The sequence below is a fragment of the Pseudomonas sp. PAMC 29040 genome (assembly GCF_003994535.1).
Classification (GTDB): domain Bacteria; phylum Pseudomonadota; class Gammaproteobacteria; order Pseudomonadales; family Pseudomonadaceae; genus Aquipseudomonas; species Aquipseudomonas paraversuta.
In genome coordinates this window covers 1-23,043 of record NZ_RZAA01000019.1, presented here as the reverse complement: position 1 = coordinate 23,043, position 23,043 = coordinate 1, and the positions used below count along the sequence as shown (strand labels likewise).

21 protein-coding genes and 2 pseudogenes are annotated in these 23,043 nt (G+C 57.8%); 12 read left to right on the top strand and 11 right to left on the bottom strand.

The genetic code is table 11. The features are described from left to right. The first annotated feature begins 31 nt into the window (after positions 1-31). Positions 32-658, top strand: coding sequence for a bifunctional 2-polyprenyl-6-hydroxyphenol methylase/3-demethylubiquinol 3-O-methyltransferase UbiG (locus WG29040_RS23975; protein WP_127197071.1), 627 nt, complete (start codon positions 32-34; stop codon positions 656-658). Between the two features lie 45 nt (positions 659-703). Here the strand turns inward: WG29040_RS23975 and WG29040_RS23970 are convergent, their stop codons facing one another. The 9 genes from WG29040_RS23970 to WG29040_RS23930 all read right to left on the bottom strand — a co-directional run bounded on the left by WG29040_RS23970 (position 704) and on the right by WG29040_RS23930 (position 8,743). Then, positions 704-1,162, bottom strand: a complete 459-nt coding sequence (locus WG29040_RS23970) for a transposase (RefSeq protein WP_039736989.1) — start codon at positions 1,160-1,162, stop codon at positions 704-706. A gap of 206 nt (positions 1,163-1,368) precedes the next feature. Beyond that, a complete protein-coding gene (locus tag WG29040_RS23965) occupies positions 1,369-1,584 on the bottom strand; it encodes a molybdopterin-binding protein (protein ID WP_003444581.1) in 216 nt (71 codons plus the stop codon). A 35-nt stretch (positions 1,585-1,619) separates the two neighbouring features. Further along, positions 1,620-2,426 carry an aliphatic sulfonates ABC transporter ATP-binding protein gene (gene ssuB / locus WG29040_RS23960; protein WP_003444583.1) on the bottom strand — a complete coding sequence of 269 codons (807 nt, stop codon included), beginning with the start codon at positions 2,424-2,426 and terminating at the stop codon, positions 1,620-1,622. After that, on the bottom strand, positions 2,423-3,229 hold the full coding sequence (gene ssuC, locus WG29040_RS23955; RefSeq protein ID WP_003444585.1) for an aliphatic sulfonate ABC transporter permease SsuC: 807 nt from the start codon (positions 3,227-3,229) through the stop codon (positions 2,423-2,425). The genes ssuB and ssuC overlap by 4 nt, the downstream gene beginning before the upstream one ends. 7 nt (positions 3,230-3,236) lie before the next feature. Then, a complete protein-coding gene (gene ssuD, locus WG29040_RS23950; protein ID WP_003444587.1) occupies positions 3,237-4,385 on the bottom strand; it encodes an FMNH2-dependent alkanesulfonate monooxygenase in 1,149 nt (382 codons plus the stop codon). Between the two features lie 31 nt (positions 4,386-4,416). After that, entirely contained in the window at positions 4,417-5,382 is a 966-nt protein-coding gene (locus WG29040_RS23945; RefSeq protein ID WP_003444589.1) for a sulfonate ABC transporter substrate-binding protein, read from the bottom strand. Between the two features lie 204 nt (positions 5,383-5,586). Beyond that, positions 5,587-6,180, bottom strand: a complete 594-nt coding sequence (ssuE, locus tag WG29040_RS23940) for an NADPH-dependent FMN reductase (protein WP_003444592.1) — start codon at positions 6,178-6,180, stop codon at positions 5,587-5,589. Between the two features lie 268 nt (positions 6,181-6,448). Then, positions 6,449-7,087, bottom strand: coding sequence for a peroxiredoxin (locus WG29040_RS23935; protein ID WP_003444594.1), 639 nt, complete (start codon positions 7,085-7,087; stop codon positions 6,449-6,451). 294 nt (positions 7,088-7,381) lie between these two features. After that, positions 7,382-8,743, bottom strand: a complete 1,362-nt coding sequence (locus WG29040_RS23930; RefSeq protein WP_003444596.1) for an OprD family porin — start codon at positions 8,741-8,743, stop codon at positions 7,382-7,384. 497 nt (positions 8,744-9,240) lie between these two features. Between WG29040_RS23930 and tauA the strand changes: the two genes are divergently transcribed. The 4 genes from tauA to tauD are packed head-to-tail and all read left to right on the top strand — an operon-like array spanning position 9,241 to position 12,769. Further along, positions 9,241-10,224, top strand: coding sequence for a taurine ABC transporter substrate-binding protein (gene tauA / locus WG29040_RS23925; RefSeq protein WP_127197070.1), 984 nt, complete (start codon positions 9,241-9,243; stop codon positions 10,222-10,224). 27 nt (positions 10,225-10,251) lie between these two features. Further along, positions 10,252-11,046, top strand: coding sequence for a taurine ABC transporter ATP-binding subunit (tauB, locus tag WG29040_RS23920; protein ID WP_003444599.1), 795 nt, complete (start codon positions 10,252-10,254; stop codon positions 11,044-11,046). Continuing rightward, positions 11,043-11,879 carry a taurine ABC transporter permease TauC gene (tauC, locus tag WG29040_RS23915; protein WP_003444601.1) on the top strand — a complete coding sequence of 279 codons (837 nt, stop codon included), beginning with the start codon at positions 11,043-11,045 and terminating at the stop codon, positions 11,877-11,879. The genes tauB and tauC overlap by 4 nt, the downstream gene beginning before the upstream one ends. A gap of 56 nt (positions 11,880-11,935) precedes the next feature. After that, entirely contained in the window at positions 11,936-12,769 is an 834-nt protein-coding gene (gene tauD, locus WG29040_RS23910) for a taurine dioxygenase (protein ID WP_127197069.1), read from the top strand. Between the two features lie 95 nt (positions 12,770-12,864). Here tauD and WG29040_RS23905 read toward each other — a convergent pair whose 3' ends face one another. Both WG29040_RS23905 and WG29040_RS23900 read right to left on the bottom strand, forming a co-directional pair. Then, entirely contained in the window at positions 12,865-13,524 is a 660-nt protein-coding gene (locus WG29040_RS23905; RefSeq protein ID WP_003444604.1) for a TetR/AcrR family transcriptional regulator, read from the bottom strand. Between the two features lie 143 nt (positions 13,525-13,667). Next, complete coding sequence (locus WG29040_RS23900; RefSeq protein WP_003444606.1) at positions 13,668-15,044, bottom strand: glutamine synthetase family protein; 1,377 nt, start codon at positions 15,042-15,044, stop codon at positions 13,668-13,670. A gap of 278 nt (positions 15,045-15,322) precedes the next feature. Between WG29040_RS23900 and WG29040_RS23895 the strand changes: the two are divergent. The 7 genes and pseudogenes from WG29040_RS23895 to WG29040_RS23865 form a co-directional block, all read left to right on the top strand. Beyond that, positions 15,323-15,976 (top strand): annotated as a pseudogene (locus tag WG29040_RS23895) (gamma-glutamyl-gamma-aminobutyrate hydrolase family protein). A gap of 36 nt (positions 15,977-16,012) precedes the next feature. Beyond that, entirely contained in the window at positions 16,013-17,371 is a 1,359-nt protein-coding gene (locus WG29040_RS23890) for a glutamine synthetase family protein (protein ID WP_003444610.1), read from the top strand. Positions 17,372-17,442: 71 nt separating this feature from the next. Beyond that, positions 17,443-18,807: an aspartate aminotransferase family protein gene (locus WG29040_RS23885; protein ID WP_003444612.1), complete on the top strand. Its 1,365-nt coding sequence runs from the start codon at positions 17,443-17,445 to the stop codon at positions 18,805-18,807. Positions 18,808-18,991: 184 nt separating this feature from the next. Further along, positions 18,992-20,104, top strand: a complete 1,113-nt coding sequence (locus tag WG29040_RS23880) for a polyamine ABC transporter substrate-binding protein (RefSeq protein WP_003444615.1) — start codon at positions 18,992-18,994, stop codon at positions 20,102-20,104. Positions 20,105-20,339: 235 nt separating this feature from the next. After that, the gene (locus tag WG29040_RS23875) at positions 20,340-21,434 is read left to right on the top strand and encodes a polyamine ABC transporter substrate-binding protein (RefSeq protein ID WP_003444617.1); all 1,095 of its coding nucleotides are present in this window, start codon (positions 20,340-20,342) and stop codon (positions 21,432-21,434) included. Positions 21,435-21,503: 69 nt separating this feature from the next. Beyond that, the gene (locus tag WG29040_RS23870) at positions 21,504-22,646 is read left to right on the top strand and encodes an ABC transporter ATP-binding protein (RefSeq protein ID WP_010657423.1); all 1,143 of its coding nucleotides are present in this window, start codon (positions 21,504-21,506) and stop codon (positions 22,644-22,646) included. Next, a pseudogene (locus WG29040_RS23865) lies at positions 22,643-23,043 on the top strand (putrescine ABC transporter permease PotH); the annotation flags it as partial. The gene WG29040_RS23870 and the pseudogene WG29040_RS23865, both read left to right, overlap by 4 nt.

Here is a 23,043-nt window from a genome sequence, read left to right as displayed (position 1 = left end):
GGCGGCCAGACTGCCGCCGACCGAGCCTGCCATGACCCTCGATGCAAAAACCCTCGAACAGATTGCTGCCACCACGCTGGAGCATTATCAGCAGAGTGCCGAAGGCTTTCGCGAAGGGACTCGCGACCATGATGTGAGCCAGAACATCGACGCATTACTGCGGCATATCCAGGGCAGAGCGCCATTTACCCTTCTGGATTTTGGCTGCGGTCCGGGGCGCGATCTGCAAACCTTCACCCGCCTGGGGCATGTAGCGGTCGGGCTCGACGGCACTGAACGCTTCACCCAGATGGCCCGCCAGGACAGTGGCTGTGAAGTATGGCATCAGGATTTTCTCAAGCTGGACCTGCCTGCCGAACACTTTGACGGCATCTTCGCCAACGCCTCGTTGTTCCACGTACCGACCCAAGAGCTTGCGCAAGTACTGGGCAAGCTGCACGCCACCCTGAAGCCTGGCGGCGTACTGCTGAGTTCCAACCCCCGCGGGGACAATCGAGAAGGCTGGAATGGCCAGCGTTACGGGGCATACCACGATCTGGAAAACTGGCAGGCGATGCTTACCGGGGCGGGTTTTGTCGAACTGGAACACTACTACCGCCCCCCCGGCCTGCCCCGCGACCAGCAGCCGTGGCTGGTGAGTGTGTGGCGCAAAGCCTGACTCCCCGCCTTGAAAGCTCGCGAGGCAAGCTCGCTCCTACAGGGGTTAGAGCCATATGGCATCCCAGTGCGGGTAATCGCCCAGGCGCTGCACCAAACCTGCCCGCAGGGGGTTGGCGACGACATAGCGGGCGACGCTTGCCAGATCTTCGTCATAACGAATCGCCCGGTCGTGATAGCCCTTTTGCCAAAAATGATTATTGCGTTTACAGGCCGCGTTAATCACTCGAGCACTGCACGATTTTGTCCGTCTCATGACTGTCGCTAGGCTGGCGTCTTGTAGTTCGATCAACCAGTGAAAGTGATCGGGCATGACGACCCAGGCGAGTGATTTAACCAATCCCTCGCTTTGAGTTCTGCGAAGTTCATTGATCAAAAGTCGAGCGCTATGAAAGTTGCTGAAAGTCGGTTCACGGTCTTTCACCACGGCCGTGAGCAGATAAATCCGACCCGTCTCAGATACTCTGCCTGTGCGAAGCCGACATCCATGGATAGAGCCTGACATTCCTTTACCCTCTGAATAAGTATCAAAAGACAAAGACTAATGGGGGCTCAAAGCTCTGAAACACGATGGTAGTTCTGAATATGTCTGGTCTGTAGGAGCGAGCTTGCTCGCGAGCTTCAAAGGCTCGCGAGCAAGCTCGCTCCTACAGATAAAGCATAAAAAAACTCCGAGGGGCTTACACCGCTCGGGGATCGGTCTTTCATGCTTTACAACTTGGCGATGGATACTTCGGTGGATTTTACAAAGGCGATTACTTCGCTGCCCACTACCAGCTCCAGCTCTTTGACCGAACGGGTGGTGATGACCGAGGTAACGATGCCCGATGCCGTCTGTACGTCGATTTCCGAAAGCACGTCGCCCAGCACGATTTCCTTGATATGGCCTTTGAACTGGTTGCGAACGTTGATGGCTTTGATGGTCATGGTGTCGATTCCTGTCTTGGGATAGAAAAGTGCGGTTATTGCGCCCAGCGCAGTTGCGTAGGCAGCGGTGCAACGGGTTCCGGCTCAGGGGGCGAGCCAGGCAAGGCAAGTACCCGGTTGAGTACTTCAGTTTCCAGTGCCGCCAGCCGGTGCGATCCGCGCACCCGGGGGCGCGGCAGTTCGACTGTGAGGTCCAGCCCCACTTCGCCGTCTTCGATCAGGATGACCCGATCGGCAATCGCAACGGCTTCGCTGACGTCGTGGGTCACCAGCAATACGGTGAATCCGTGCTGGCGCCACAGGCGTTCGATCAGTTGCTGCATCTCGATGCGGGTCAAGGCATCCAGCGCACCCAAGGGTTCATCCAGTAACAACAGGCCCGGCTGGTGAATCAGCGCACGAGCCAGGGCCACACGCTGTTTTTGCCCGCCCGATAAAGCCGCCGGCCATTCATTGGCGCGCTCGGCCAGACCCACCTCTTCCAGCGCTTTTAGCGCCTTGGCACGCCAGTCGCCCTTGAGCCCTAGCCCGACGTTGTCGATGACTTTTTTCCAGGGCAGCAAACGCGCTTCCTGAAACATCAGCCGCGTGTCTTCGCGGACTTCTTCCAGCGCTGCCGTGCCTGCCAGCAGTTGGCCAGCCGTCGGTTGATCGAGCCCGGCCAGCAGGCGCATCAGGGTGCTTTTGCCACAACCGCTACGCCCTACTATCGCCACGAATTGACCGGCAGGAATATGCAGATTGATGTCACGCAGGACCTGACGCTCAGCAAAAGACTTTTGCAGGCCTTTGATGGCCAGCGGAATGCCCTGACGCAAACGCGGAGGTTGTTGAGCCGTCATGCTGCACCGCCTTTAACCACTTGATAGGCCGGGTGCCAGCGCAACCACACACGCTCCAGGCCCCGGGCCGCGGTATCGGCCAATTTGCCGAGCACCGCGTACAGAACAATCGCCAGCACGACCACGTCGGTTTGCAAAAACTCCCGGGCGTTCATCGCCAGGTAGCCAATGCCGGAGCTGGCGGAAATGGTTTCGGCCACGATCAGGGTCAACCACATAAAGCCCAGGGCAAAACGCACCCCCACCAGGATCGAAGGCAAGGCACCGGGCAGGATCACCTGGCGAAACAGGCTGAAACCGGACAGCCCGTAACTGCGCGCCATTTCCACCAAAGCAGGGTCTACGTTGCGGATGCCGTGATAGGTGTTGAGGTAGATGGGGAATAAAGTCCCCAGCGCCACCAGGAAAATCTTCGCCGACTCGTCGATCCCGAACCACAGGATGACCAGAGGGATGAGCGCCAGGTGCGGTACGTTGCGGATCATTTGCACCGAACTGTCCAGCAGGCGCTCGCCCCATTTCGACAAGCCGGTGATGAAGCCCAGCACCAGGCCGATGCTGCCACCGATGACAAAACCGACCCCGGCCCGCCAGCCGCTGATGGCGAGGTGTTTCCAGATCTCGCCACTGCGCACCAACTCGACCCCGGCCGCGAATACGGCGCTAGGGGCAGGCAGAATGCGGGTCGACAACCAGCCCGCCGATACCGACAGCTGCCATACCGCCAGCAGCAATACCGGCAAGGCCCAGGGCGCCAGTTTGTGGCCGATGCTATTGAGGCTTGAAGCCTTGCCCTTGCTCATGGCCGCCTCAACTCTGCGCAGCAGCTTTAGGAAGAATATCGTTGGCCACCATTTCGCCAAACGGACTCACGTATCCCGAACTTTTCGGCAGTTCCGGGCGCTCGATATCGAGGTGCGGAAACAGCAGTTCAGCCACCCGGTACGACTCTTCCAGATGCGGGTAGCCGGAAAAAATAAAGGTGTCGATGCCCAGATCGGCGTATTCCTTGACCCGTGCTGCCACTGTCGGGCCGTCACCCACCAGAGCCGTACCCGCACCACCGCGCACCAGACCGACCCCCGCCCACAGGTTGGGGCTGACTTCCAGATTGTCGCGGCTGCCGCCGTGCAGGGCAGCCATGCGCTGCTGGCCGACGGAATCGAAACGCGCCAGTGAAGCCTGGGCCCGGGCAATAGTGTCGTCATCCAGATGAGAAATAAGTTTGTCTGCCGCTTTCCAGGCCTCGTCGTTGGTTTCGCGCACGATGACGTGCAGGCGAATGCCGAAACGTACGGTACGTCCGTGTTTGGCAGCCTTGGCCCGTACCTGGGCAATTTTTTCGGCGACCGCAGCCGGTGGCTCGCCCCAGGTCAGAACCATTTCAACCTGCTCTGCGGCCAGATCCTGCGCAGCTTCCGAAGAGCCGCCGAAGTACAGCGGCGGACGCGGTTGCTGAATCGGCGGGTACAGCAACTTGGCGCCTTTGACCGTGATGTGCTGACCGTCGTAGTCCACGGTTTCGCCTTCGAGCACGCGGCGCCAGATGCGGGTGAACTCTACCGAGGCCTGATAGCGCTCTTCGTGGCTCAGAAACAGGCCGTCACCGGCCAGTTCTTCCGGGTCACCGCCGGTCACCAGATTGAACAGCGCGCGTCCGCCGGACAGTCGGTCCAGGGTCGCGGCCTGACGGGCTGCCACGGTCGGCGAGACGATACCCGGACGCAGCGCCACCAGAAATTTCAGGCGCTGAGTGACAGGGATCAATGCTGCCGCCACTAGCCACGAGTCTTCGCACGAGCGGCCGGTAGGGATCAGAACTCCGCCAAAACCCAGGCGGTCTGCCGCTTGTGCCACTTGTTGCAGGTAACCGTAATCAACGGCACGGGCGCCTTCGGAGGTGCCAAGGTAATGGCCGTCACCGTGGGTAGGCAGGAACCAGAAAATATTGAGGCTCATGGAGTTGTCTCCTGAATGGGTACGGCAAGCGTTAGTTGGCTTTGGCCACAGCGGCCGGTGGTGTCCAGATCACATCTTTCACAACCAGCGGCTTGGGAATCAGCTTGAGCTGGTAAAAACTGTCAGCGATTTTTTGCTGGGCGTTGACCACTTCAGGGGTCAAGAACTGCGCGCCGTAGCCCTGGCGCTTGACCGCCGTGCGGGTGATATCAAGCGCCAGGCCCAGGAGCGGCGCCACTTGCTGCGTGACTTCTTCCGGGTTGGCTTTGGCCCACTCACCGACATTGCGCACTTCTTCGATCAGGGTCTCGATGACCTTGGGATGCTGTTCGGCGTAAGGCTTGGTCGCCAGGTAGAACTGATGATTGTCGGCAAGCGCGCTGGCATCACGCAGGGTGCGTGCCTGCAGCTGTTGTTCGGCAGCGGCCTGGTACGGGTCCCAGATGACCCAGGCATCGACACTGCCCCGCTCAAACGCAGCACGGGCATCGGCGGGCGGCAGGAATATGGTCTGGATATCGCTGTACTTCAGGCCGGCGTCTTCCAGGGCACGCACCAACAGGTAGTGAACGTTGGAGCCTTTGTTGAGTACGACCTTTTTGCCTTTGAGGTCTTTGACCGATTTGATCGGCGAATCCTTGGGCACCAGAATCGCTTCGCTGGTCGGAGCGGGCGGCTCGTAGGCGACATACAGCAGATCGGCACCGGCGGCCTGGGCGAACACCGGCGGGGTTTCACCCGTCACGCCGAAGTCGATGGAGCCGACGTTCAGGCCTTCAAGCAATTGCGGGCCACCGGGGAATTCAGTCCATTGCACCTCGACACCCTGCTCGGCCAGACGCTTCTCCAGCGTGCCCTTGGCCTTGAGCAGCACAAGGGTGCCGTACTTTTGATAACCGATACGCAGGGCATCGGCCTGAGCGTGTAAAACGACGCCAAAGGACACGGCCGCAGCTAACAGTGCGACCACTCCACGACGCAAAATGACAGGGCGCATGGCGCTCTCCTATTAAGGTTCGAGATTCGGGTTGCACCTGCCGGGCCGTTAGCGGATCGGTAAGGCGGAATTGCTTGAAACTGTGGGCTGTATCTGTGGGAGCTGGCTTGCCGGCGCTGGCATCACTGCATCGCCTCAGGCAATCCGGGGCGCCTCAATCGCTGACAAGCCAGCTCCCACACAGATGCCGTGGCATCGATTGGTTCAGATACTCCAGCGAGCCGTGCGCAGGCGCTCGTTGAGAATGTTCGGGTCCAGCGGTTTCGGACGGCGGGCCAGGGCGCTGTAAAACTGCTCCAGAGCCTCGCTCAAGCGTTGTTCCAGGATCGGCACCAGTTGCGCTTGTGCGCCGCCTTCGCCGTAAGCAATCTGGCTGTCATCGGCAAAAATGCCGTGCAGCATTTCCTGAGCCTTGAGCGCAGAGAGCACCGGCTTGAGGGCGTAGTCCACGGCCAGCATGTGGGCGATGCTGCCACCCGTAGCGATGGGCAATACCACTTTATGGCTCAGGGCGCGCTCAGGCAGCAGATCAAGGATGGTTTTCAGTGCACCGCTGAACGAGGCCTTGTACACCGGCGTCGCAATCACCAGGCCATCGGCATTTTCGATGTGTTGCAACAGATTGATGATTTGCGGACTGTCAAAACGTGCGTGGAGCAAGTCTTCGGCCGCAAAGTCACGTACCTGGTAACTCACGACTTCTACGCCTTGCTGGTTGAGCCAGTGTTTGGCGCGGTCCAGCAGCACCCCGGAGCGGGATCGTTGGCTTGGGCTACCTCCGAGTGTCACGACCAGCATCGGGCATTTCCTTGAGTGAATGTGTGCAATTCGCTGTCAGCGTTTTCGCTTGAGTGAGAAGACCTTAACAGGTGATTTATATATCTATAAATCATATTTATTCATTTGTTTATTCCTTAAATGAATATGAGATTTGACGATTCAAAGCGCAAAAAAAAGGGCCGTCGAAACGGCCCCAAACCCTGTTGCACTTGAAGATGGAAACTCTGCAGGAGCGAGCCGTGCAGATCAAAAAGATCGCGAGCAAGCTGGCTTCTACAGGAGAGGATTATTTGTTTGGCTGCGGCGTGAGGCGCAGGTAGGGCTTCACAGCGCGGTAGCCCTTGGGGAAGCGCTTCTTGATTTCGTCTTCATCTTTTAGCGACGGCACGATCACCACTTCGTCGCCGTCCTGCCAGTTGGCCGGGGTGGCAACTTTGAAGTTGTCGGTCAGTTGCAACGAATCGATCACGCGCAAAATTTCATTGAAATTGCGTCCGGTGCTGGCCGGATAGGTGATGGTCAGGCGAATCTTTTTGTTCGGATCAATCACGAACAGCGAGCGCACCGTCAGGGTATCGCTGGCATTGGGGTGAATCAGATCGTAGAGATCGGACACTTTGCGATCGGCATCGGCCAGGATCGGAAAGTTGACCTGGGTGTTCTGGGTTTGGTTGATGTCTTCGATCCAGCGGTGATGCGAGTCCACCGGGTCGACGGACAGCGCGATGGCTTTGACCCCGCGTTTGGCAAATTCGTCCTTGAGCTTGGCGGTGAAGCCCAGCTCGGTGGTGCAGACCGGGGTGAAGTCCGCCGGGTGTGAAAACAGCACGCCCCAGTTATCGCCCAGCCATTCATGAAAACGAATCTTGCCGGCGCTGGAATCCTGTTCGAAATCGGGGGCGATGTCGCCGAGTCTGAGGCTCATGGTGCAGCTCCTTTTTATAGGGAATGGCAGGGCGTGATGGACTTACTCTGCCTGCACCATGAACTAATTAAAAAGAATAAATATCGATTTGGTTAGAGCATAAAGGAATATTAAAAACTGTTTCATTGGACGCGGCCAAGGCATGGGGCCACTCTGGATTCAGGTTTAGGCAAGGGGAGCGGCAGGGAGCTGCGACATTCAAATGTGTTGCGAATTGATCGATTCGGTCTTCGGTAAACACCCTGCCCGGCATTGCGCCGGGCAGGATTTTTCTTGCCTGTTACTACAACCGGCTTACAGCAACGGAATCGAGTAGCTGACGATCAGACGGTTTTCGTCCTGGTCGCGCTGGTTGGCAATGTCGTTGCGCCACATGGCGTTTTTCCACATGAAGCCGAGGTTTTTCAACGCGCCTTCCTGTACCACGTAGGCCACAGTGATATCGCGTTCCCACTCGGAAGCGCCATTGCTGGTCTGCTTGTTGCCGCTGTAGGTGTCGATGTTGTCGCCACGCAGGTAAACCGCGCCCGCCGTCAGGCCGGGAACGCCAAGCTTGGCGAAGTCATACGAGTAGCGAGCCTGCCAGGTACGTTCGCCAGCACGGGCGAACTTCTGGATTTGCATGTCGGTAGTCAGGTAAGCCGACGAACCGTCGCCCTGGTTCAGCCAAGGGAAGTCACTGCTGCCGTTGCTGACCTGGTAACCGCCACCGAAGGTGTGACCTTCAACGGTGTACAGGAACAGACCGCTGTACAGGTTGTTATCAACCTTGCCTTTGCCGTTGCCCGTCGAGCTATGGGCGTAGTCACCGGAGGTGTAGTACAGCGGATCATGGCCGTTTTTACCGTCATCGGAGCTGTTGAAGTAGCGCAAGTCAGTTTTCAACACGCCCGGACCGATGGACCAGTTGTGGGTCAGACCCAGGAAGTGTTGCTTGTAGAAATCTTCCAGATTGCCGTAGTAGTACTGCAGCAACAGGTCTTTGTTGACCTTGTAGTCGGCACCGCCGTAATAGAACTTGTTAACAAATTTGCCGGTGTCGTAGTTGGAGCCACCGTTGGCGCCAGCAATCGACAGGCCTTCGTTGTTGGTGGAGTTACGACCCTTGGCGTGTTCGATCTGGCCGCCGGTGAAGGTCAGGTCCTTGAACTCGCTGGAGGTGATCTGGCCACCCTGGAAGGTTTGCGGCAGCAGGCGACCGTCGTTGGTCACGATGACCGGCAGTTTTGGCTGCAAGGTACCGATGCGCAATTCAGTCTGGGAAATCTTGGCTTTAGCCGTCAGGCCCAGGCTGGAGAAATCGTCCACAGCGTGGTCGCCGTCGCTTGGGAATACCGAGCCACCGGCGTTCAGGCCAGTCGGGTTACCGTGCTTGGCAGTGCTGGAGTCCAGCTTGACGCCCAGCAGGCCAATTGCATCCACACCAAAACCAACTGTGCCCTGGGTGAAACCCGAGGTGTAGTCCAGCTGGAAGCCTTGGCCCCATTCAGCGGTGTAGTTGGAGTTCTTCGGCGCACCCGAATCACGGTTATCGTTGTTGATATAGAAGTTACGCAGTTTCAGCGTGGCCTTGCTGTCTTCAATAAAACCGGCAGCGCTTGCCTGTTGCGCCAACAAACCTACGGCCACAGCGATGGCCAAGGTGGACTTGTTCATGGTGTTGCTCCTATGCGTTTCTAATTTTTGTAGTTCTTTAACCCAAGATCTGACGTCTCGGTGCTACAGATGCGCGATTAGCGCCGGACAATGACTGACAAGTCAATCGTAACCAATCATGTCTACGACCTTTGTCTAGTCGTCTGCCATTTATGCGCAGGATAATGGCTACTCCATAAAACTAAAAAGAATTGTTTAGAATTTTTTCAGATCGAATGGATATATGTCTAAATATTACCCGCGCAAAATCGGAGGAATCCTATCGGCCTTTTGTCTAATTCCTAAACAAAAATTTATGAATTTTTTAATAACATTTAGCGCTTAACTCCTACCCGATCAGTTGCCAGGCGAAACACCGGAGCAGATAAAGCTCGCGCGCGTTTGTGCATGTTGCGGAACAACATAAGCTAATGCTTAAAAGTTATTTATTTACGCATTCTTAGATCATTTAACCTCGCGCTCTGCCGATATCCGGCCACCTGCCGAGGAGCTACTTGATGAAACTGCACTCTCCATTACGCCTTTTGGCAGCTTTGTCCCTGGCGGGTGCCAGCTTCTTTGTCCAGGCCGCAGCCAACGACGTGACCGTGGCCTACCAAACCACCGTAGACCCGGCGAAAGTCGCCCAGGCCGACGGTGCTTACGAGAAAGCTACCGGTGCCAAAATCAACTGGCGCAAATTCGATAACGGCTCCGACATCATTGCCGCCATTGCCTCGGGCGATGTGCAGATCGGCTACCTGGGTTCAAGCCCGCTGACCGCAGCCATCACCCGCAAGGTGCCGGTGGAAACCTTTTTGATCGCAACCCAGATCGGCGGCGCCGAAGCCCTGGTGGCCCGTGACGGTTCCGGGATCAATGGCCCGCAGGACCTGATCGGCAAGAAAATCGCCGTGCCCTTTGTCTCTACCGGCCACTACAGCCTGCTGGCAGCGCTAAAGCACTGGAATATTGATCCTTCGAAAGTACAGATTCTGAACCTGGCGCCGCCGGCCATTGTGGCGGCCTGGAAGCGTGGCGATATTGATGCCACCTATGTGTGGGACCCGGCATTGGGCGCAGCCAAGGAAAACGGCAAGGTGCTGATCACCTCTGGCGAGCTGGCCAAATTCGGCGCACCGACCTTTGACGCCTGGATCGTGCGCAAGGACTTCGCCGCCAAGCACCCGGAAATCGTTAAAGCGTTCGCCAAAGTCACCCTGGATGCTTACGCCGACTATCACAAGGACCCAAAAGCCTGGCTGGCCAATCAAAGCAACGTCGACAAGGTGGTGAAGCTCTCGGGCGCCAAAGCGGCTGATATTGCGCTACTGCTGCAAGGCAACGTCTACCCGCTGGCCGCCGATCAGGTGGTTCTGCTGGGCGCACCTACCACCAAAGCGCTGACCGACACCGCGACCTTCCTCAAAGAGCAAGGCAAGGTCGACGCGGTTCTGTCGGACTACGCGCCGTCGGTTAACGCCAGTTTCATTACTCAATAATTTTCGCCCGCTGAGGAGTCGACCGTCATGGCCTTGTTATCACTGGAGCGTATCAGCGCACAGTACCCGGGCGCAGCTGAGCCGGTGCTGTCGGATATTTCCGTCAGCCTCGGCCCTCAGCAACTGCTGGTCGCCCTTGGCCCGTCGGGCAGCGGCAAAACCTCCTTGCTGAATCTGATCGCCGGTTTTGTTGAACCCAGCGGCGGACGCATCACCCTCGACGGGGCTCAGGTCAAAGGGCCGAGCGCCGAGCGCGGAGTGGTGTTTCAGGACGATGTACTGCTGCCCTGGCAGGACGTGCTGGCCAATGTGGCCTTCGGCCTTGAACTGGCCGGAGTCCCCCGCAACAAGCGTGAAAGCCGCGCCCGTGAAATGCTGGCGCTGGTGGATTTGTCGGGCTTTGAACAGCGCCGCGTCTGGGAGCTTTCGGGCGGCCAGAAACAACGTGTCGGCCTGGCTCGGGCCCTGGCGGCCGACCCGCGCGTGTTGCTGATGGACGAACCTTTCGGCGCACTGGACGCCTTCACCCGCGAACAGATGCAAGAGTTGCTGCTGCAAGTGTGCAAGCGCACGGACAAACCCGTATTTCTGATTACCCACGACATTGAAGAAGCGGTTTTTCTGGCTACCGACCTGATTTTGCTCGCGCCCAATCCGGGCCGCATTGTTGAGCGGCTGAGCCTGGACTTCGGTCAGCGTTACAACGCCGGCGAATCGGCCCGTTCGATCAAATCCGATCCGCGCTTTATCGAAACCCGTGAACACGTGCTGGAACGTGTGTTTTCCCAACGCGGTGCCGCCCGGCACCAGGAGCACGCATGAGCAGTTATGAAGCCGTCGCCGAAGCTGCAGTTGCAGCGCCCCACGCACCGCGCCCGGTAAAACGCAGCCTGAGTACGCGCTGGATCAGCGTCCTGACCATCCTCACGCTGCTTGCCGTCTGGTGGGCCGTGACTGCCGCCGGACTCATCGAGCCGCTGTTTTTGCCGCCACCTTCGGCCGTGCTGGAAAAAGGCTGGTTGCTGGCGACCACAGGTTATATGGACTCCACCTTGTGGCAGCACCTGGGCGCCAGTCTGACCCGTATCGGCCTGGGCCTGGGCTTTGCGATTCTGACCGCGGTGCCGGTGGGCATCGCTATCGGCCACAACCGCATCGCGCGGGGGATTTTCGACCCGCTGATCGAGTTCTATCGGCCGATTCCGCCGCTGGCCTATTTGCCGCTGATTGTGATCTGGTGCGGGATTGGCGAACTGTCGAAAGTACTGCTGATTTATCTGGCGATCTTTGCCCCGATTGCAATTGCCACTGCCACCGGCGTGCGTACCGTCGACCCGGCCAAAGTCCGCGCCGCCCAGTCGCTGGGTGCCACTCGCTGGCAGTTGATTCGCCATGTGATTTTGCCCAGCGCCCTGCCGGACATTCTGACCGGTGTGCGTATCGGGCTGGGCGTGGGCTGGTCGACCCTGGTGGCAGCCGAGTTGATCGCCGCCACCAGCGGCCTGGGTTTTATGGTGCAGTCCGCTGCGCAATTCCTGGTCACCGACGTGGTGGTCCTGGGGATTCTGGTGATTGCCATCATCGCCTTTGCCATGGAAATGGGCCTGCGCGCCCTGCAACGCAAGCTGGTGCCGTGGCACGGCCAGGCTCACTAGATACTTCGAATTGCACTCGACGCTGATCAATCGGCGCGCTGATAAAGAGATAGACCATGAGCCTGACCATTACCCCGATTAGCTCTGCCCTTGGCGCCCAGATTGACGGCGTCGATCTGACCCGGCCTCTGAGCCCGCTGCAGCGCGATGCCATCGAGCAGGCGCTGCTCGAATATCAGGTGATTTTCTTTAAACAACAGTCGATCACCCCGCAACAGCAAGCACGCTTTGCGGCCAATTTTGGCGATCTGCATATTCATCCGATTTATCCCAACATACCGGAACAACCTGAAGTGCTGGTGCTGGACACGGCCGTTACCGATGTCCGTGACAACGCGGTGTGGCACACCGACGTGACCTTCTTGCCGACCCCGGCGCTGGGCGCGGTGCTGAGTGCCAAGCAGTTGCCGGCTTTTGGCGGCGATACCTTGTGGGCCAGCGGGATCGCAGCGTTCGAGGGTCTGTCCAGGCCACTGCAAGTGCTGCTGGATGGTTTGACCGCTACCCACGACTTCACCAAGTCGTTCCCGCTGGAGCGTTTTGGTTCGACACCCGAAGATTTGCAGCGCTGGGAACAGACCCGCAAAAACAACCCGCCGCTGTCGCACCCGGTGATCCGCACGCACCCGGTCAGCGGGCGCAAATCGTTGTTCGTCAACGAAGGCTTCACCACCAGAATCAATGAACTTTCAGAGGCTGAAAGCGAAGCGATCCTCAAGTTGCTGTTCGCCCACAGCACCCGCCCGGAGTACACCATCCGCTGGCGCTGGCAGGAGAACGACGTAGCGTTCTGGGACAATCGCGTGACCCAGCATTACGCCGTGGATGATTACCGCCCGAATCGCCGCGTGATGCACCGCGCGACGATCCTCGGTGATGCGCCCTTCTGACCTGCAGAAGCGAGCCTGTTGTAGGAGCGAGCTTGCCTCGCGAGCTTTTAACGCTGAATCCCGGGTCGTGAAAAGCTCGCGAGGCAAGCTCGCTCCTACAGGGGTAAGGCCGGGCTTGGGCGTTTGGGCAGGTACGGCGGCAGGTACAACCCCAGATAGGCATCGACCACCCGCGCGCCTTCTTCGGCCATGCGCGGGGTGATGCTGCCGTTTATCTGGATGGAGCGCGCATACACGCGGTCACCCAACTCCATGGCCAGGGCAAAAACGTCCACCTCTTGCGGCAGTACCGGAAGCTCGAAGTGGCGCATAAACAACCCGTGCATCAACTGGCCCAGTTCAAGGTCGTGCTGACTGTCGGCCCGCGTCACTTCGGTAAGCCCGTGCTGGGCCAGAATCAGCTGCCGGGCGGCCGCATCCTGGTGGTAAATGGTCAGCATGCGTTGCTCGATAATCCGCGAAAGATCACGCCAGCCATTGAGCTCGTCATGGGCAACCGGTTGTTTCAGGCAGGCGCGGAACGCGCCATGGACATCACTCGTCAGGGCCTGGAGCAACGCCGGCACACTGGGGAAAAAGTGATAGACCGATGACGGCGCAATTGCCGCACGCTGCGCCACACTGTAAATCGACAGGCTGGACACCCCCTCGGCGGCGAGCAATGTGCGGGCGGCGTCGAGTATCGAATCAATTCGGACCTGACTGCGGGCGCGGGGCTTGCGAGGTGTAGCGCGGGGCGAGGCGGGGCGCGTCATGGGTGTCTCCTGCGGGGCAGCAGGCATTGTACGAGCCGGACTGGATGTTCGCCACAGACCTTCGCCTGGATCGCCGGTGCTGGTGCGCACATAAAAAAACGCCACCGGCTGTTGGCCGATGGCGTTTTCAGGACTGCAACCGCTTACACGGTATGCAAGTACCAGTTGTACTCGAGGTCGGAGATGGAATGTTCAAACTCTTCCAGTTCGCTCTCTTTACAGGCCACAAAAATATCGATGTATTTAGGGTCGATATATTTGGCCATCACTTCGCTGTCATCCAGCTCGCGCAGGGCATCACGCAAGTTGTTCGGCAGGCTTTGCTCGTTCTGCTCGTAGGAGTTGCCTTCTACCGGTGGTGGTGGCTCGATCTTGTTGGTCAGGCCGTGGTGCACGCCCGCCAGAACCGAGGCCATCAACAGGTACGGGTTGGCATCGGCGCCAGCCACCCGGTGTTCCAGACGCACGGAGTCAGAAGAACCGGTCGGTACCCGCAGGGCCACCGTACGGTTGTCCAGGCCCCAGCACGGCGAGTTCGGCACGTAGAACTGTGCGCCGAAACGACGGTAGGAGTTGACGTTAGGGCAAAGGAACGCCATCTGCGCCGGTAGGGTCTCGAGCACACCGCCGATCGCGTGACGCAATGCGGCGTTCTGCTCGGGATCCTCGCTGGCAAAAATATTTTTGCCCTCTTTGTCCAGAATCGAAATATGTACGTGCAACCCGTTACCCGCCTGGCCCGGATAAGGCTTGGCCATGAACGTGGTGTCCATCTCATGGTCGTAGGCGATGTTTTTGATCAGACGTTTTAGCAGTACTGCGTAGTCGCAGGCCTTGATCGGGTCGGCAACGTGGTGCAGGTTCACTTCGAACTGCGCCGGGGCACTTTCTTTAACGATGGCGTCAGCCGGGATGCCTTGCTCTTTGGCACCTTCCAGAATGTCCTGGAGGCAGTCGACGTATTCGTCGAGATCGTCGATCAGGTAAACCTGGGTCGAATGCGGACGTTTGCCGGAGATCGGCGAGCGCGGCGGTTGTGGACGCCCGTTAACGTTCTCTTGGTCAATCAGGTAGAACTCGAGCTCGAAAGCGGCGCAGATGGTGAGACCCATGTCGTCAAATTTCGTAACAACTTGACGCAATACTTCGCGAGGGTCGGCGAAGAACGGCTCACCTTCGAGTTCGTGCATGGTCATCAGCAGTTGCGCAGTGGGGCGCTTTTGCCATGGTTCATTGCACAGGGTGTCAGGAATTGGATAACAGATTCTGTCTGCGTCACCGATATCCAGACCCAGACCGGTGCTTTCCACCGTTGAGCCATTGATATCCAGCGCAAACAGAGAGGCTGGCAGGTTGATGCCTTTCTCGTAAACCTTGTGGAGACTGGTGCGTTCAATGCGCTTACCGCGCACCACACCATTCATATCCGCAATTAGAAGGTCAACGTACAGAACCTCAGGATGTTCCTTAAGGAACGCGTTCGCTTCGTTAAGCTGAACGGCACGCGGGGGTACCGACATGATGCAACACCTTTGTTGTTAAAAATATCAATCATTGAGCGCTACGGGATTCAGTCAACCCGAACGGCATACCGAAGTCAAGCAGCCTATTTTTTGCCCTGAAAAAGGGCTTAAAGGCCATTTTTGACGCTTTTCAGGGCGTCTTTGCCCTTTTAAAAACCTTGCCGCCCGCAGGCTTGAGCGGGGCGTATTGTATTTTTTACGGGGGTGTTGTGTAAAAAAATGAACAAGGCTAAGCTCGATTCAAACCCATAACAGCAATAATACCGGGGTGTTACATGTCACGCCTGCCGTTAATCGGCGTCACCGCCTGCACCAAGCAGATCGGTTTGCATCCTTATCACATCACTGGCGATAAGTACGTGCGAGCAGTCGCGGTGGCCGCCAAAGGCTTGCCTCTGATCCTTCCGTCCTTGGCGGAACCGATTGATCCGACCAATATTCTGGACAGTCTGGACGGACTGCTGTTTACCGGGTCACCGTCCAATATCGAACCTCATTTATATCACGGCCCCACCAGCGCGCCTGACACGCTGCATGATCCTGACCGTGATCGCACCACCCTCCCCCTGATCCGTGCCGCTCTCGCCACAGGTGTTCCTGTGCCGGGGATCTGTGGCGGGTTTCAGGAATTGAATGTAGCCCCGGGTGGCTCACTTCACCAGAAATTGCACGAAGTCGAAGGCTTCATCGAGCATCGAGAAGACCCCAGCGCACCGAGTCACGCCATGCAACATTCAACCGGGCGGCGTACTGGCAGGCCTGGCTCCGGACGGCCTGGTGGAGGCGGTTTCGATCGAAGGCGGCAAGGCTTTTGCTTTAGCCGTGCAATGGCACCCCGAATGGCAGGTAAGCTCTAACCCGATTTATCTCGCGATGCCTGCAGAAGGCGCGCCACTCAACACGACGCGGATGCGTCAGTAAACGCCTGACTTATCCAAGCCAGGACACTCAGCCCAGAGGCATTTATGAGTAACAACCTCGACCAGCTCACCGATTGGTTGAAAGACCACAAGATCACAGAAGTCGAATGCATGATCGCCGACCTTACCGGGATTACACGCGGGAAGATTTCGCCGACCAACAAGTTCATTGCCGAAAAAGGCATGCGCCTGCCCGAGAGCGTTTTGCTGCAAACCGTAACGGGCGACTATGTCGAAGACGACATCTACTACGAGCTGCTGGACCCTGCCGATATCGACATGATCTGCCGTCCGGATCAGAACGCTGTCTTTATGGTGCCCTGGGCGATCGAGCCTACGGCCCAGGTGATTCACGACACCTACGACAAACAAGGCAACCCGATTGAGCTGTCGCCGCGCAACGTGCTGAAAAAGGTCCTCAAACTCTATGCCGACCACGGCTGGCAGCCGATCGTGGCGCCAGAAATGGAGTTTTACCTGACCAAGCGCAGCGACGACCCGGACTACCCGTTGCAGCCGCCGATCGGGCGTTCAGGACGCCCGGAAACCGGGCGTCAGTCGTTCTCCATTGAAGCGGCCAACGAATTCGATCCCCTGTTCGAAGATGTATACGACTGGTGCGAGCTGCAAGAACTGGATCTGGACACCCTGATCCACGAAGACGGCACCGCGCAGATGGAAATCAATTTCCGTCACGGCGACGCACTGTCGCTGGCCGACCAGATTCTGGTGTTCAAACGCACCATGCGCGAAGCCGCGCTCAAGCACGACGTAGCCGCTACCTTCATGGCCAAACCCATGACCGGCGAACCGGGCAGCGCCATGCACTTGCACCAGAGCATCATCGACATCGAAACCGGCAAAAACATCTTCTCCAATGAAGATGGAACCATGAGCCAGCTGTTCCTGAATCACATCGGCGGCTTGCAGAAGTTCATTCCCGAACTGCTGCCACTGTTTGCACCGAACGTGAACTCCTTCCGCCGCTTCCTGCCTGATACCTCGGCGCCGGTAAACGTGGAATGGGGCGAAGAGAACCGCACCGTAGGTCTGCGCGTACCGGATGCCGGCCCGCAAAACCGCCGGGTCGAGAACCGCCTGCCGGGGGCCGACGCCAACCCGTACCTGGCCATTGCCGCCAGCTTGCTGTGCGGCTACATCGGTATGGTGGAAGGGATCAATCCGAGCGCGCCAGTGGTGGGCCGCGGTTATGAGCGCCGCAACCTGCGCCTGCCGCTGACCCTGGAAGAAGCCCTGGCACGCATGGAAAGCAGCAAGACTGTAGAGAAATACCTGGGCACCAAATTCATTGCGGGTTACATCGCAGTCAAACGTGCCGAGCATGAAAACTTCAAGCGTGTCATCAGTTCGTGGGAGCGGGAATTCCTGCTGTTCGCCGTCTGATCCACCCCGTCTGTCACCAGAGTGCTGCGCCAGGAAGGCGCGGCACCTAACGGAATAAAGGAGAGTGCTTTATGACTAACAAGAACCCGCAAACCCTCCACTGGCAACAACTGAGCAACGACCATCACCTGGCGCCGTTCAGTGATTTCAAGCAATTGAAAGAAGTCGGTCCACGCATTGTCACCCACGCCAAGGGCGTGTACCTGTGGGACAGCGAAGGGCACAAAATTCTCGACGGCATGGCCGGCCTGTGGTGTGTTGCCATTGGCTACGGACGTGACGAACTGGCCGATGCGGCCAGTAAACAAATGCGCGAGCTTCCGTACTACAACCTGTTTTTCATGACCGCTCACCCGCCAGTACTCGAGTTGTCCAAGGTCATCGCCCAGATTGCCCCTGAAGGCATGAACCACGTGTTCTTCACCGGTTCCGGCTCTGAAGGCAACGACACCATGCTGCGCATGGTTCGCCACTACTGGGCGATCAAGGGCCAGCCCGAGAAGAAGGTCATCATCAGCCGCAAGAACGGCTACCACGGCTCAACCGTGGCCGGCGCCAGCCTGGGCGGCATGACCTACATGCATGAACAGGGCGACTTGCCGATCCCGGGCATCACGCACATCGCGCAACCGTACTGGTTCGCGGAAGGCGGCGACATGTCCCCGGAAGAGTTCGGTATCTGGGCTGCCAACCAGCTGGAAGAAAAGATCCTCGAAATTGGCGTCGACAAGGTCGGGGCCTTTATTGCCGAGCCGATTCAGGGCGCAGGCGGCGTGATCATTCCGCCAGACACCTACTGGCCGCGCATCAAGGAAATCCTGGCCAAGTACGACATCCTGTTCGTGGCTGACGAAGTCATTTGCGGCTTTGGTCGCACCGGTGAGTGGTTCGGTAGCGATTTCTACGACCTCAAACCCGACATGATGACCATCGCCAAGGGCCTGACCTCGGGTTACATCCCAATGGGTGGCCTGATTGTGCGCGACGAAGTGGTCGCCGTGCTTAACGAAGGTGGCGATTTCAACCACGGTTTCACCTACTCCGGTCACCCGGTAGCCGCCGCAGTTGCGCTGGAAAACATCCGCATCCTGCGCGAAGAAAAAATTATCGAGAAGGTTCACGCCGAAACGGCACCGTATTTGCAAAAGCGTCTGCGTGAACTGAACGATCACCCGTTGGTGGGCGAAGTGCGCGGTGTGGGTCTGCTGGGAGCCATTGAACTGGTTCAGGACAAAGCCACCCGCAAACGTTATGAAGGCCGTGGCGCTGGCATGATTTGCCGGCAGTTCTGCTTTGAGAACGGGCTGATCATGCGCGCCGTGGGCGACACCATGATCATCTCGCCGCCGCTGGTGATCAGCAAGGACGAGATCGACGAGCTGGTAACCAAGGCCCGTAAGTGCCTGGATCTGACTCTGGAAGTACTGCAAGGTTGACCGCCAGGCTCCGGGTGAATGACATCGGCGGTTTTATTGCCGGCAATTGCGCTCGGAGCCTTAAGAATCAAGGCTCTTCCCTTGAAAGCCTGCCCCGGATCTTGCCAGACTACCCGCCGGCTTTAGTCATCCTGAGATCAGGTCGCTGAATCGGTGGTTTAAAAGAACAATTGGAGCATTACAGATGAAGGCATCAGGTTTTAAAAAAGCTGGCAAGACCCTTCTCGCCCTGTCCTTGATGGGGGTGATGGCTGGGGCAGTTCAAGCCGCGGACAAGGTTCTGCACATCTACAACTGGTCCGACTATATCGCGCCCGATACCGTCAAAAAGTTTGAAGACCAGACCGGTATCAAAGTGGTTTACGACGTGTTCGACAGCAACGAGACCCTCGAGGCCAAACTGCTGGCGGGCAAGTCCGGCTACGACATCGTCGTGCCATCCAACAATTTCCTGGCCAAGCAGATCAAGGCCGGGGTTTACCAGGAACTGGACCGCTCCAAGCTGCCAGACTGGAAAAACCTCGATCCTGCGTTGCTCAAGGCCGTTGGCGATGCCAGCGACAAAGACAACAAACACGCCTTCCCGTACATGTGGGGCACTATCGGTATCGGCTACAACCCGGAGAAGGTCAAAGCCGCACTGGGCGTCGATACCATCGATTCCTGGGACGTGCTGTTCAAGCCGGAAAACGCTGCCAAGCTGAAAAGCTGTGGCATCAGCTTCCTCGACTCGCCGACCGAAATGATCCCGGCCGCCCTGCACTACCTGGGCTACCCGACCGACTCCCAGGACAAGAAGCAACTGGCTGAAGCCGAAGCACTGTTCCTGAAGATTCGTCCTTCGGTGGGCTACTTCCACTCGTCCAAGTACATCTCTGACCTGGCCAACGGCAATATCTGCGTAGCCGTGGGTTACTCGGGCGACCTGGAACAGTCCATCTCCCGTGCCAAGGAAGCCGGTGGCAAGGTCAAACTGAAATATGCGATTCCGAAAGAAGGCGCCGGCAGCTTCTACGACATGGTCGCCATTCCCAAGGATGCCGAGAACGTTGATGCCGCTTACGCCTGGATGAACTTCCTGATGCAGCCAGAAATCATGGCTGAAATCACCAACAGCGTGCGTTTCCCGAACGGTAACAAGGCTGCAACGCCGCTGGTGAATAAAGACATCTCCGGTGACCCGAGCATTTATCCATCGGATGAAGTGAAAGCCAAACTGTATGCCATCAGCGATTTGCCGCCTGCAACCTTGCGCCTGCTGACTCGCAGCTGGACCAAGATCAAATCCGGTAAATAAGGTCCCTTTGCAGGAGCGCACTTGCTCGCGAGCTGTTCAGATCCCCGGGATCGCCGGCAAGCTCGCTCCTGCAGGAGGGCAAAATCACGGAAAATCATGGCTTTAGGGCAATAAATCGCAGAAAACTTTGCCGTGTCGGTTTATCGAGGGTAAGTTGCGCGCCGGTTTTGTCTTTGCCAGCTCTGCTGCCGTGTGACGCGGGCCACCGAGGCCCGACTATTTAGAGGACCACCACGTGTCTACATCCTTGTTTCGCAAGACCCTGCTGGTCGGAGCTGGTTTGACGCTTGCCGTCAGCGTTCAAGCGGCACCCACCGTGCACATTTACAACTGGTCGGACTACATAGCCCCGAACACACTGGCCGATTTCGAAAAGACTACCGGCATCAAACCGGTGTATGACGTCTTCGACTCCAACGAAACCCTGGAAGGCAAACTGCTGGCAGGCCGCACCGGTTACGACGTGGTCGTTCCGTCGAACCACTTCCTGGGCAAGCAGATCAAAGCGGGCGCATTCCAGAAGCTGGACATGTCGCAACTGCCTGACTACTCCAACCTGGACCCGGTCCTGCTCAAGCGTCTGCAGGCCAATGACCCGGGTAACCAGTACGCGGTGCCGTACCTGTGGGGCACCAACGGTATTGGCTACAACGTCGATAAGGTCAAGGAAGTACTGGGCGTAGATTCCATCGACTCCTGGGACCTGGTGTTCAAACCCGAGAACATGAAGAAGCTGCAATCGTGCGGCGTGGCTTTCCTGGACTCGGCCGATGAAATGCTGCCCACCGTGCTCAACTATCTGGGCCTGGATCCAAACAGCACCAACCCCAAAGACTACAAAAAAGCTGAAGCTACCCTGATGTCAGTGCGTCCTTACGTCACCTACTTCCATTCTTCCAAATACATTTCCGACCTGGCCAACGGCAACATCTGTGTTGCGATCGGCTTCTCCGGTGATGTATTCCAGGCCAAGGCACGTGCCGAAGAGGCCAAAAAAGGCGTCAACATCGCCTATATCGTTCCCAAGGAAGGCGGCGCCCTGTGGTTTGACATGCTGGCGATCCCCAAGGACTCCGGCAACGTCAAGGAAGCCCACGCATTCATCAATTACCTGCTCAAGCCTGAAGTGATTGCCCAGGTCAGCGATTATGTTGGCTATGCCAACCCTAATCTTGCCGCAGACAAAGTGATGGACGAGTCCATCCGTACCGACGAAGCGGTTTACCCGACCCAGGCGGTGCTGGACAAAACTTACGTTTCAACCGAACTACCCCCGAAAACGCAACGTCTGATGACGCGCACGTGGACCAAGGTCAAGACGGGTAAATAACTCGCAAGACCACCTATCCAAGGCCCGACCCTATTGATCGGGCTGCTAAATTTGTTGGGAGTTTCGTAAATGGCTGTTGCCTCCGGCGCCTATAAGAAAGCCCTCGAGGGCGACCACACCCCTAAACAGGTGTTGGTCAAAATCGACCGGGTCACGAAGAAATTCGACGAGACGATTGCCGTGGACGATGTGTCCCTGGAAATCAACAAAGGCGAGATCTTCGCCATGCTCGGCGGATCGGGATCGGGCAAATCCACCTTGCTGCGCATGCTCGCCGGTTTCGAGCGCCCAACAGAAGGCCGTATTTTCCTGGATGGCGTAGACATCACTGACATGCCGCCCTATGAGCGGCCGATCAACATGATGTTCCAGTCCTACGCCCTGTTCCCGCACATGACCGTGGCCCAGAACATCGCCTTTGGCCTCAAGCAGGACAAGATGTCCTCTTCGGAGATCGATGCCCGGGTAGGCGAAATGCTCAAACTGGTGCACATGACCCAGTACGCCAAGCGCAAGCCCCATCAACTGTCCGGCGGTCAGCGTCAGCGTGTGGCCCTGGCCCGTTCGCTGGCCAAGCGTCCGAAGCTGCTGCTGCTCGATGAGCCGATGGGCGCACTGGACAAAAAACTGCGTTCGCAAATGCAGCTCGAGCTGGTGGAGATCATCGAGCGCGTCGGCGTGACCTGCGTCATGGTGACCCACGACCAGGAAGAGGCCATGACCATGGCCCAGCGCATTGCGATCATGCACCAGGGCTGGATCGCCCAGATCGGCAGCCCGATCGACATCTATGAAACGCCGGTCAGCCGTCTGGTCTGCGAATTCATCGGCAACGTCAACCTGTTCGACGGTGAAGTGGTGGATGACGCCGAAGGCTATGCGCGCATCAACTGCCCGGAGCTGGAGAACGACATCTACGTAGGTCACGGTGTGAGCACCTCGGTAGAGGACAAACACACGACCTACGCGATCCGTCCGGAAAAAATGCTGGTCACCACCGAAAAGCCGACCTGTGAATACAACTGGTCGCGGGGCAAGGTGCATGACATTGCCTACCTGGGTGGCCACTCGGTGTTCTACGTTGAACTGCCCGGCGGCAAGATCGTCCAGTCGTTTGTCGCCAACGCCGAGCGCCGCGGCGCCCGTCCGACCTGGGACGACGAAGTTTACGTCTGGTGGGAAGACGACAGCGGCGTGGTACTGCGCTCATGAACCTTCGAAAATTCAAGCGCCGTCTGCAACGAATAACCCCCGGTGGCCGGCATATGGTCATCGGGATTCCATTCCTGTGGCTGTTCCTGTTTTTCATGCTGCCGTTCTTCATCGTCCTGAAGATCAGCTTCGCCGAAGCCGACGTGGCGATTCCGCCGTACACCGAGATCTACAGCTACGTTGACCAAAAGATTCAGCTGCTGCTGAACCTGGGCAACTACGCGATGCTGGGTGACGACGAACTGTATATCGCCGCTTACCTGGGCTCGCTGAAGATGGCTTTCTTCAGCACCGCGTTGTGCCTGCTGATCGGCTATCCGATGGCCTATGCCATTGCCAATGCGCGCAAAGAGATGCAGACCGTGCTGGTGCTGCTGATCATGATGCCGACCTGGAC

What these genes read in the sequence shown, in the direction of transcription:
- tauC (WP_003444601.1), top strand. Translation starts at nt 11,043, where the DNA reads ATGAGCAGTTATGAAGCCGTCGCCGAAGCTGCAGTTGCAGCGCCCCAC.
- tauA (WP_127197070.1), top strand. Translation starts at nt 9,241, where the DNA reads ATGAAACTGCACTCTCCATTACGCCTTTTGGCAGCTTTGTCCCTGGCG.
- WG29040_RS23885 (WP_003444612.1), top strand. Translation starts at nt 17,443, where the DNA reads ATGACTAACAAGAACCCGCAAACCCTCCACTGGCAACAACTGAGCAAC.
- ssuC (WP_003444585.1), bottom strand. Translation starts at nt 3,229, where the DNA reads ATGAGCAAGGGCAAGGCTTCAAGCCTCAATAGCATCGGCCACAAACTG.
- WG29040_RS23890 (WP_003444610.1), top strand. Translation starts at nt 16,013, where the DNA reads ATGAGTAACAACCTCGACCAGCTCACCGATTGGTTGAAAGACCACAAG.
- ssuD (WP_003444587.1), bottom strand. Translation starts at nt 4,385, where the DNA reads ATGAGCCTCAATATTTTCTGGTTCCTGCCTACCCACGGTGACGGCCAT.
- WG29040_RS23905 (WP_003444604.1), bottom strand. Translation starts at nt 13,524, where the DNA reads ATGACGCGCCCCGCCTCGCCCCGCGCTACACCTCGCAAGCCCCGCGCC.
- ssuE (WP_003444592.1), bottom strand. Translation starts at nt 6,180, where the DNA reads ATGCTGGTCGTGACACTCGGAGGTAGCCCAAGCCAACGATCCCGCTCC.
- WG29040_RS23965 (WP_003444581.1), bottom strand. Translation starts at nt 1,584, where the DNA reads ATGACCATCAAAGCCATCAACGTTCGCAACCAGTTCAAAGGCCATATC.
- WG29040_RS23870 (WP_010657423.1), top strand. Translation starts at nt 21,504, where the DNA reads ATGGCTGTTGCCTCCGGCGCCTATAAGAAAGCCCTCGAGGGCGACCAC.
- ssuB (WP_003444583.1), bottom strand. Translation starts at nt 2,426, where the DNA reads ATGACGGCTCAACAACCTCCGCGTTTGCGTCAGGGCATTCCGCTGGCC.
- tauD (WP_127197069.1), top strand. Translation starts at nt 11,936, where the DNA reads ATGAGCCTGACCATTACCCCGATTAGCTCTGCCCTTGGCGCCCAGATT.
- WG29040_RS23935 (WP_003444594.1), bottom strand. Translation starts at nt 7,087, where the DNA reads ATGAGCCTCAGACTCGGCGACATCGCCCCCGATTTCGAACAGGATTCC.
- WG29040_RS23970 (WP_039736989.1), bottom strand. Translation starts at nt 1,162, where the DNA reads ATGTCAGGCTCTATCCATGGATGTCGGCTTCGCACAGGCAGAGTATCT.
- tauB (WP_003444599.1), top strand. Translation starts at nt 10,252, where the DNA reads ATGGCCTTGTTATCACTGGAGCGTATCAGCGCACAGTACCCGGGCGCA.
- WG29040_RS23945 (WP_003444589.1), bottom strand. Translation starts at nt 5,382, where the DNA reads ATGCGCCCTGTCATTTTGCGTCGTGGAGTGGTCGCACTGTTAGCTGCG.
- WG29040_RS23975 (WP_127197071.1), top strand. Translation starts at nt 32, where the DNA reads ATGACCCTCGATGCAAAAACCCTCGAACAGATTGCTGCCACCACGCTG.
- WG29040_RS23930 (WP_003444596.1), bottom strand. Translation starts at nt 8,743, where the DNA reads ATGAACAAGTCCACCTTGGCCATCGCTGTGGCCGTAGGTTTGTTGGCG.
- WG29040_RS23880 (WP_003444615.1), top strand. Translation starts at nt 18,992, where the DNA reads ATGAAGGCATCAGGTTTTAAAAAAGCTGGCAAGACCCTTCTCGCCCTG.
- WG29040_RS23900 (WP_003444606.1), bottom strand. Translation starts at nt 15,044, where the DNA reads ATGTCGGTACCCCCGCGTGCCGTTCAGCTTAACGAAGCGAACGCGTTC.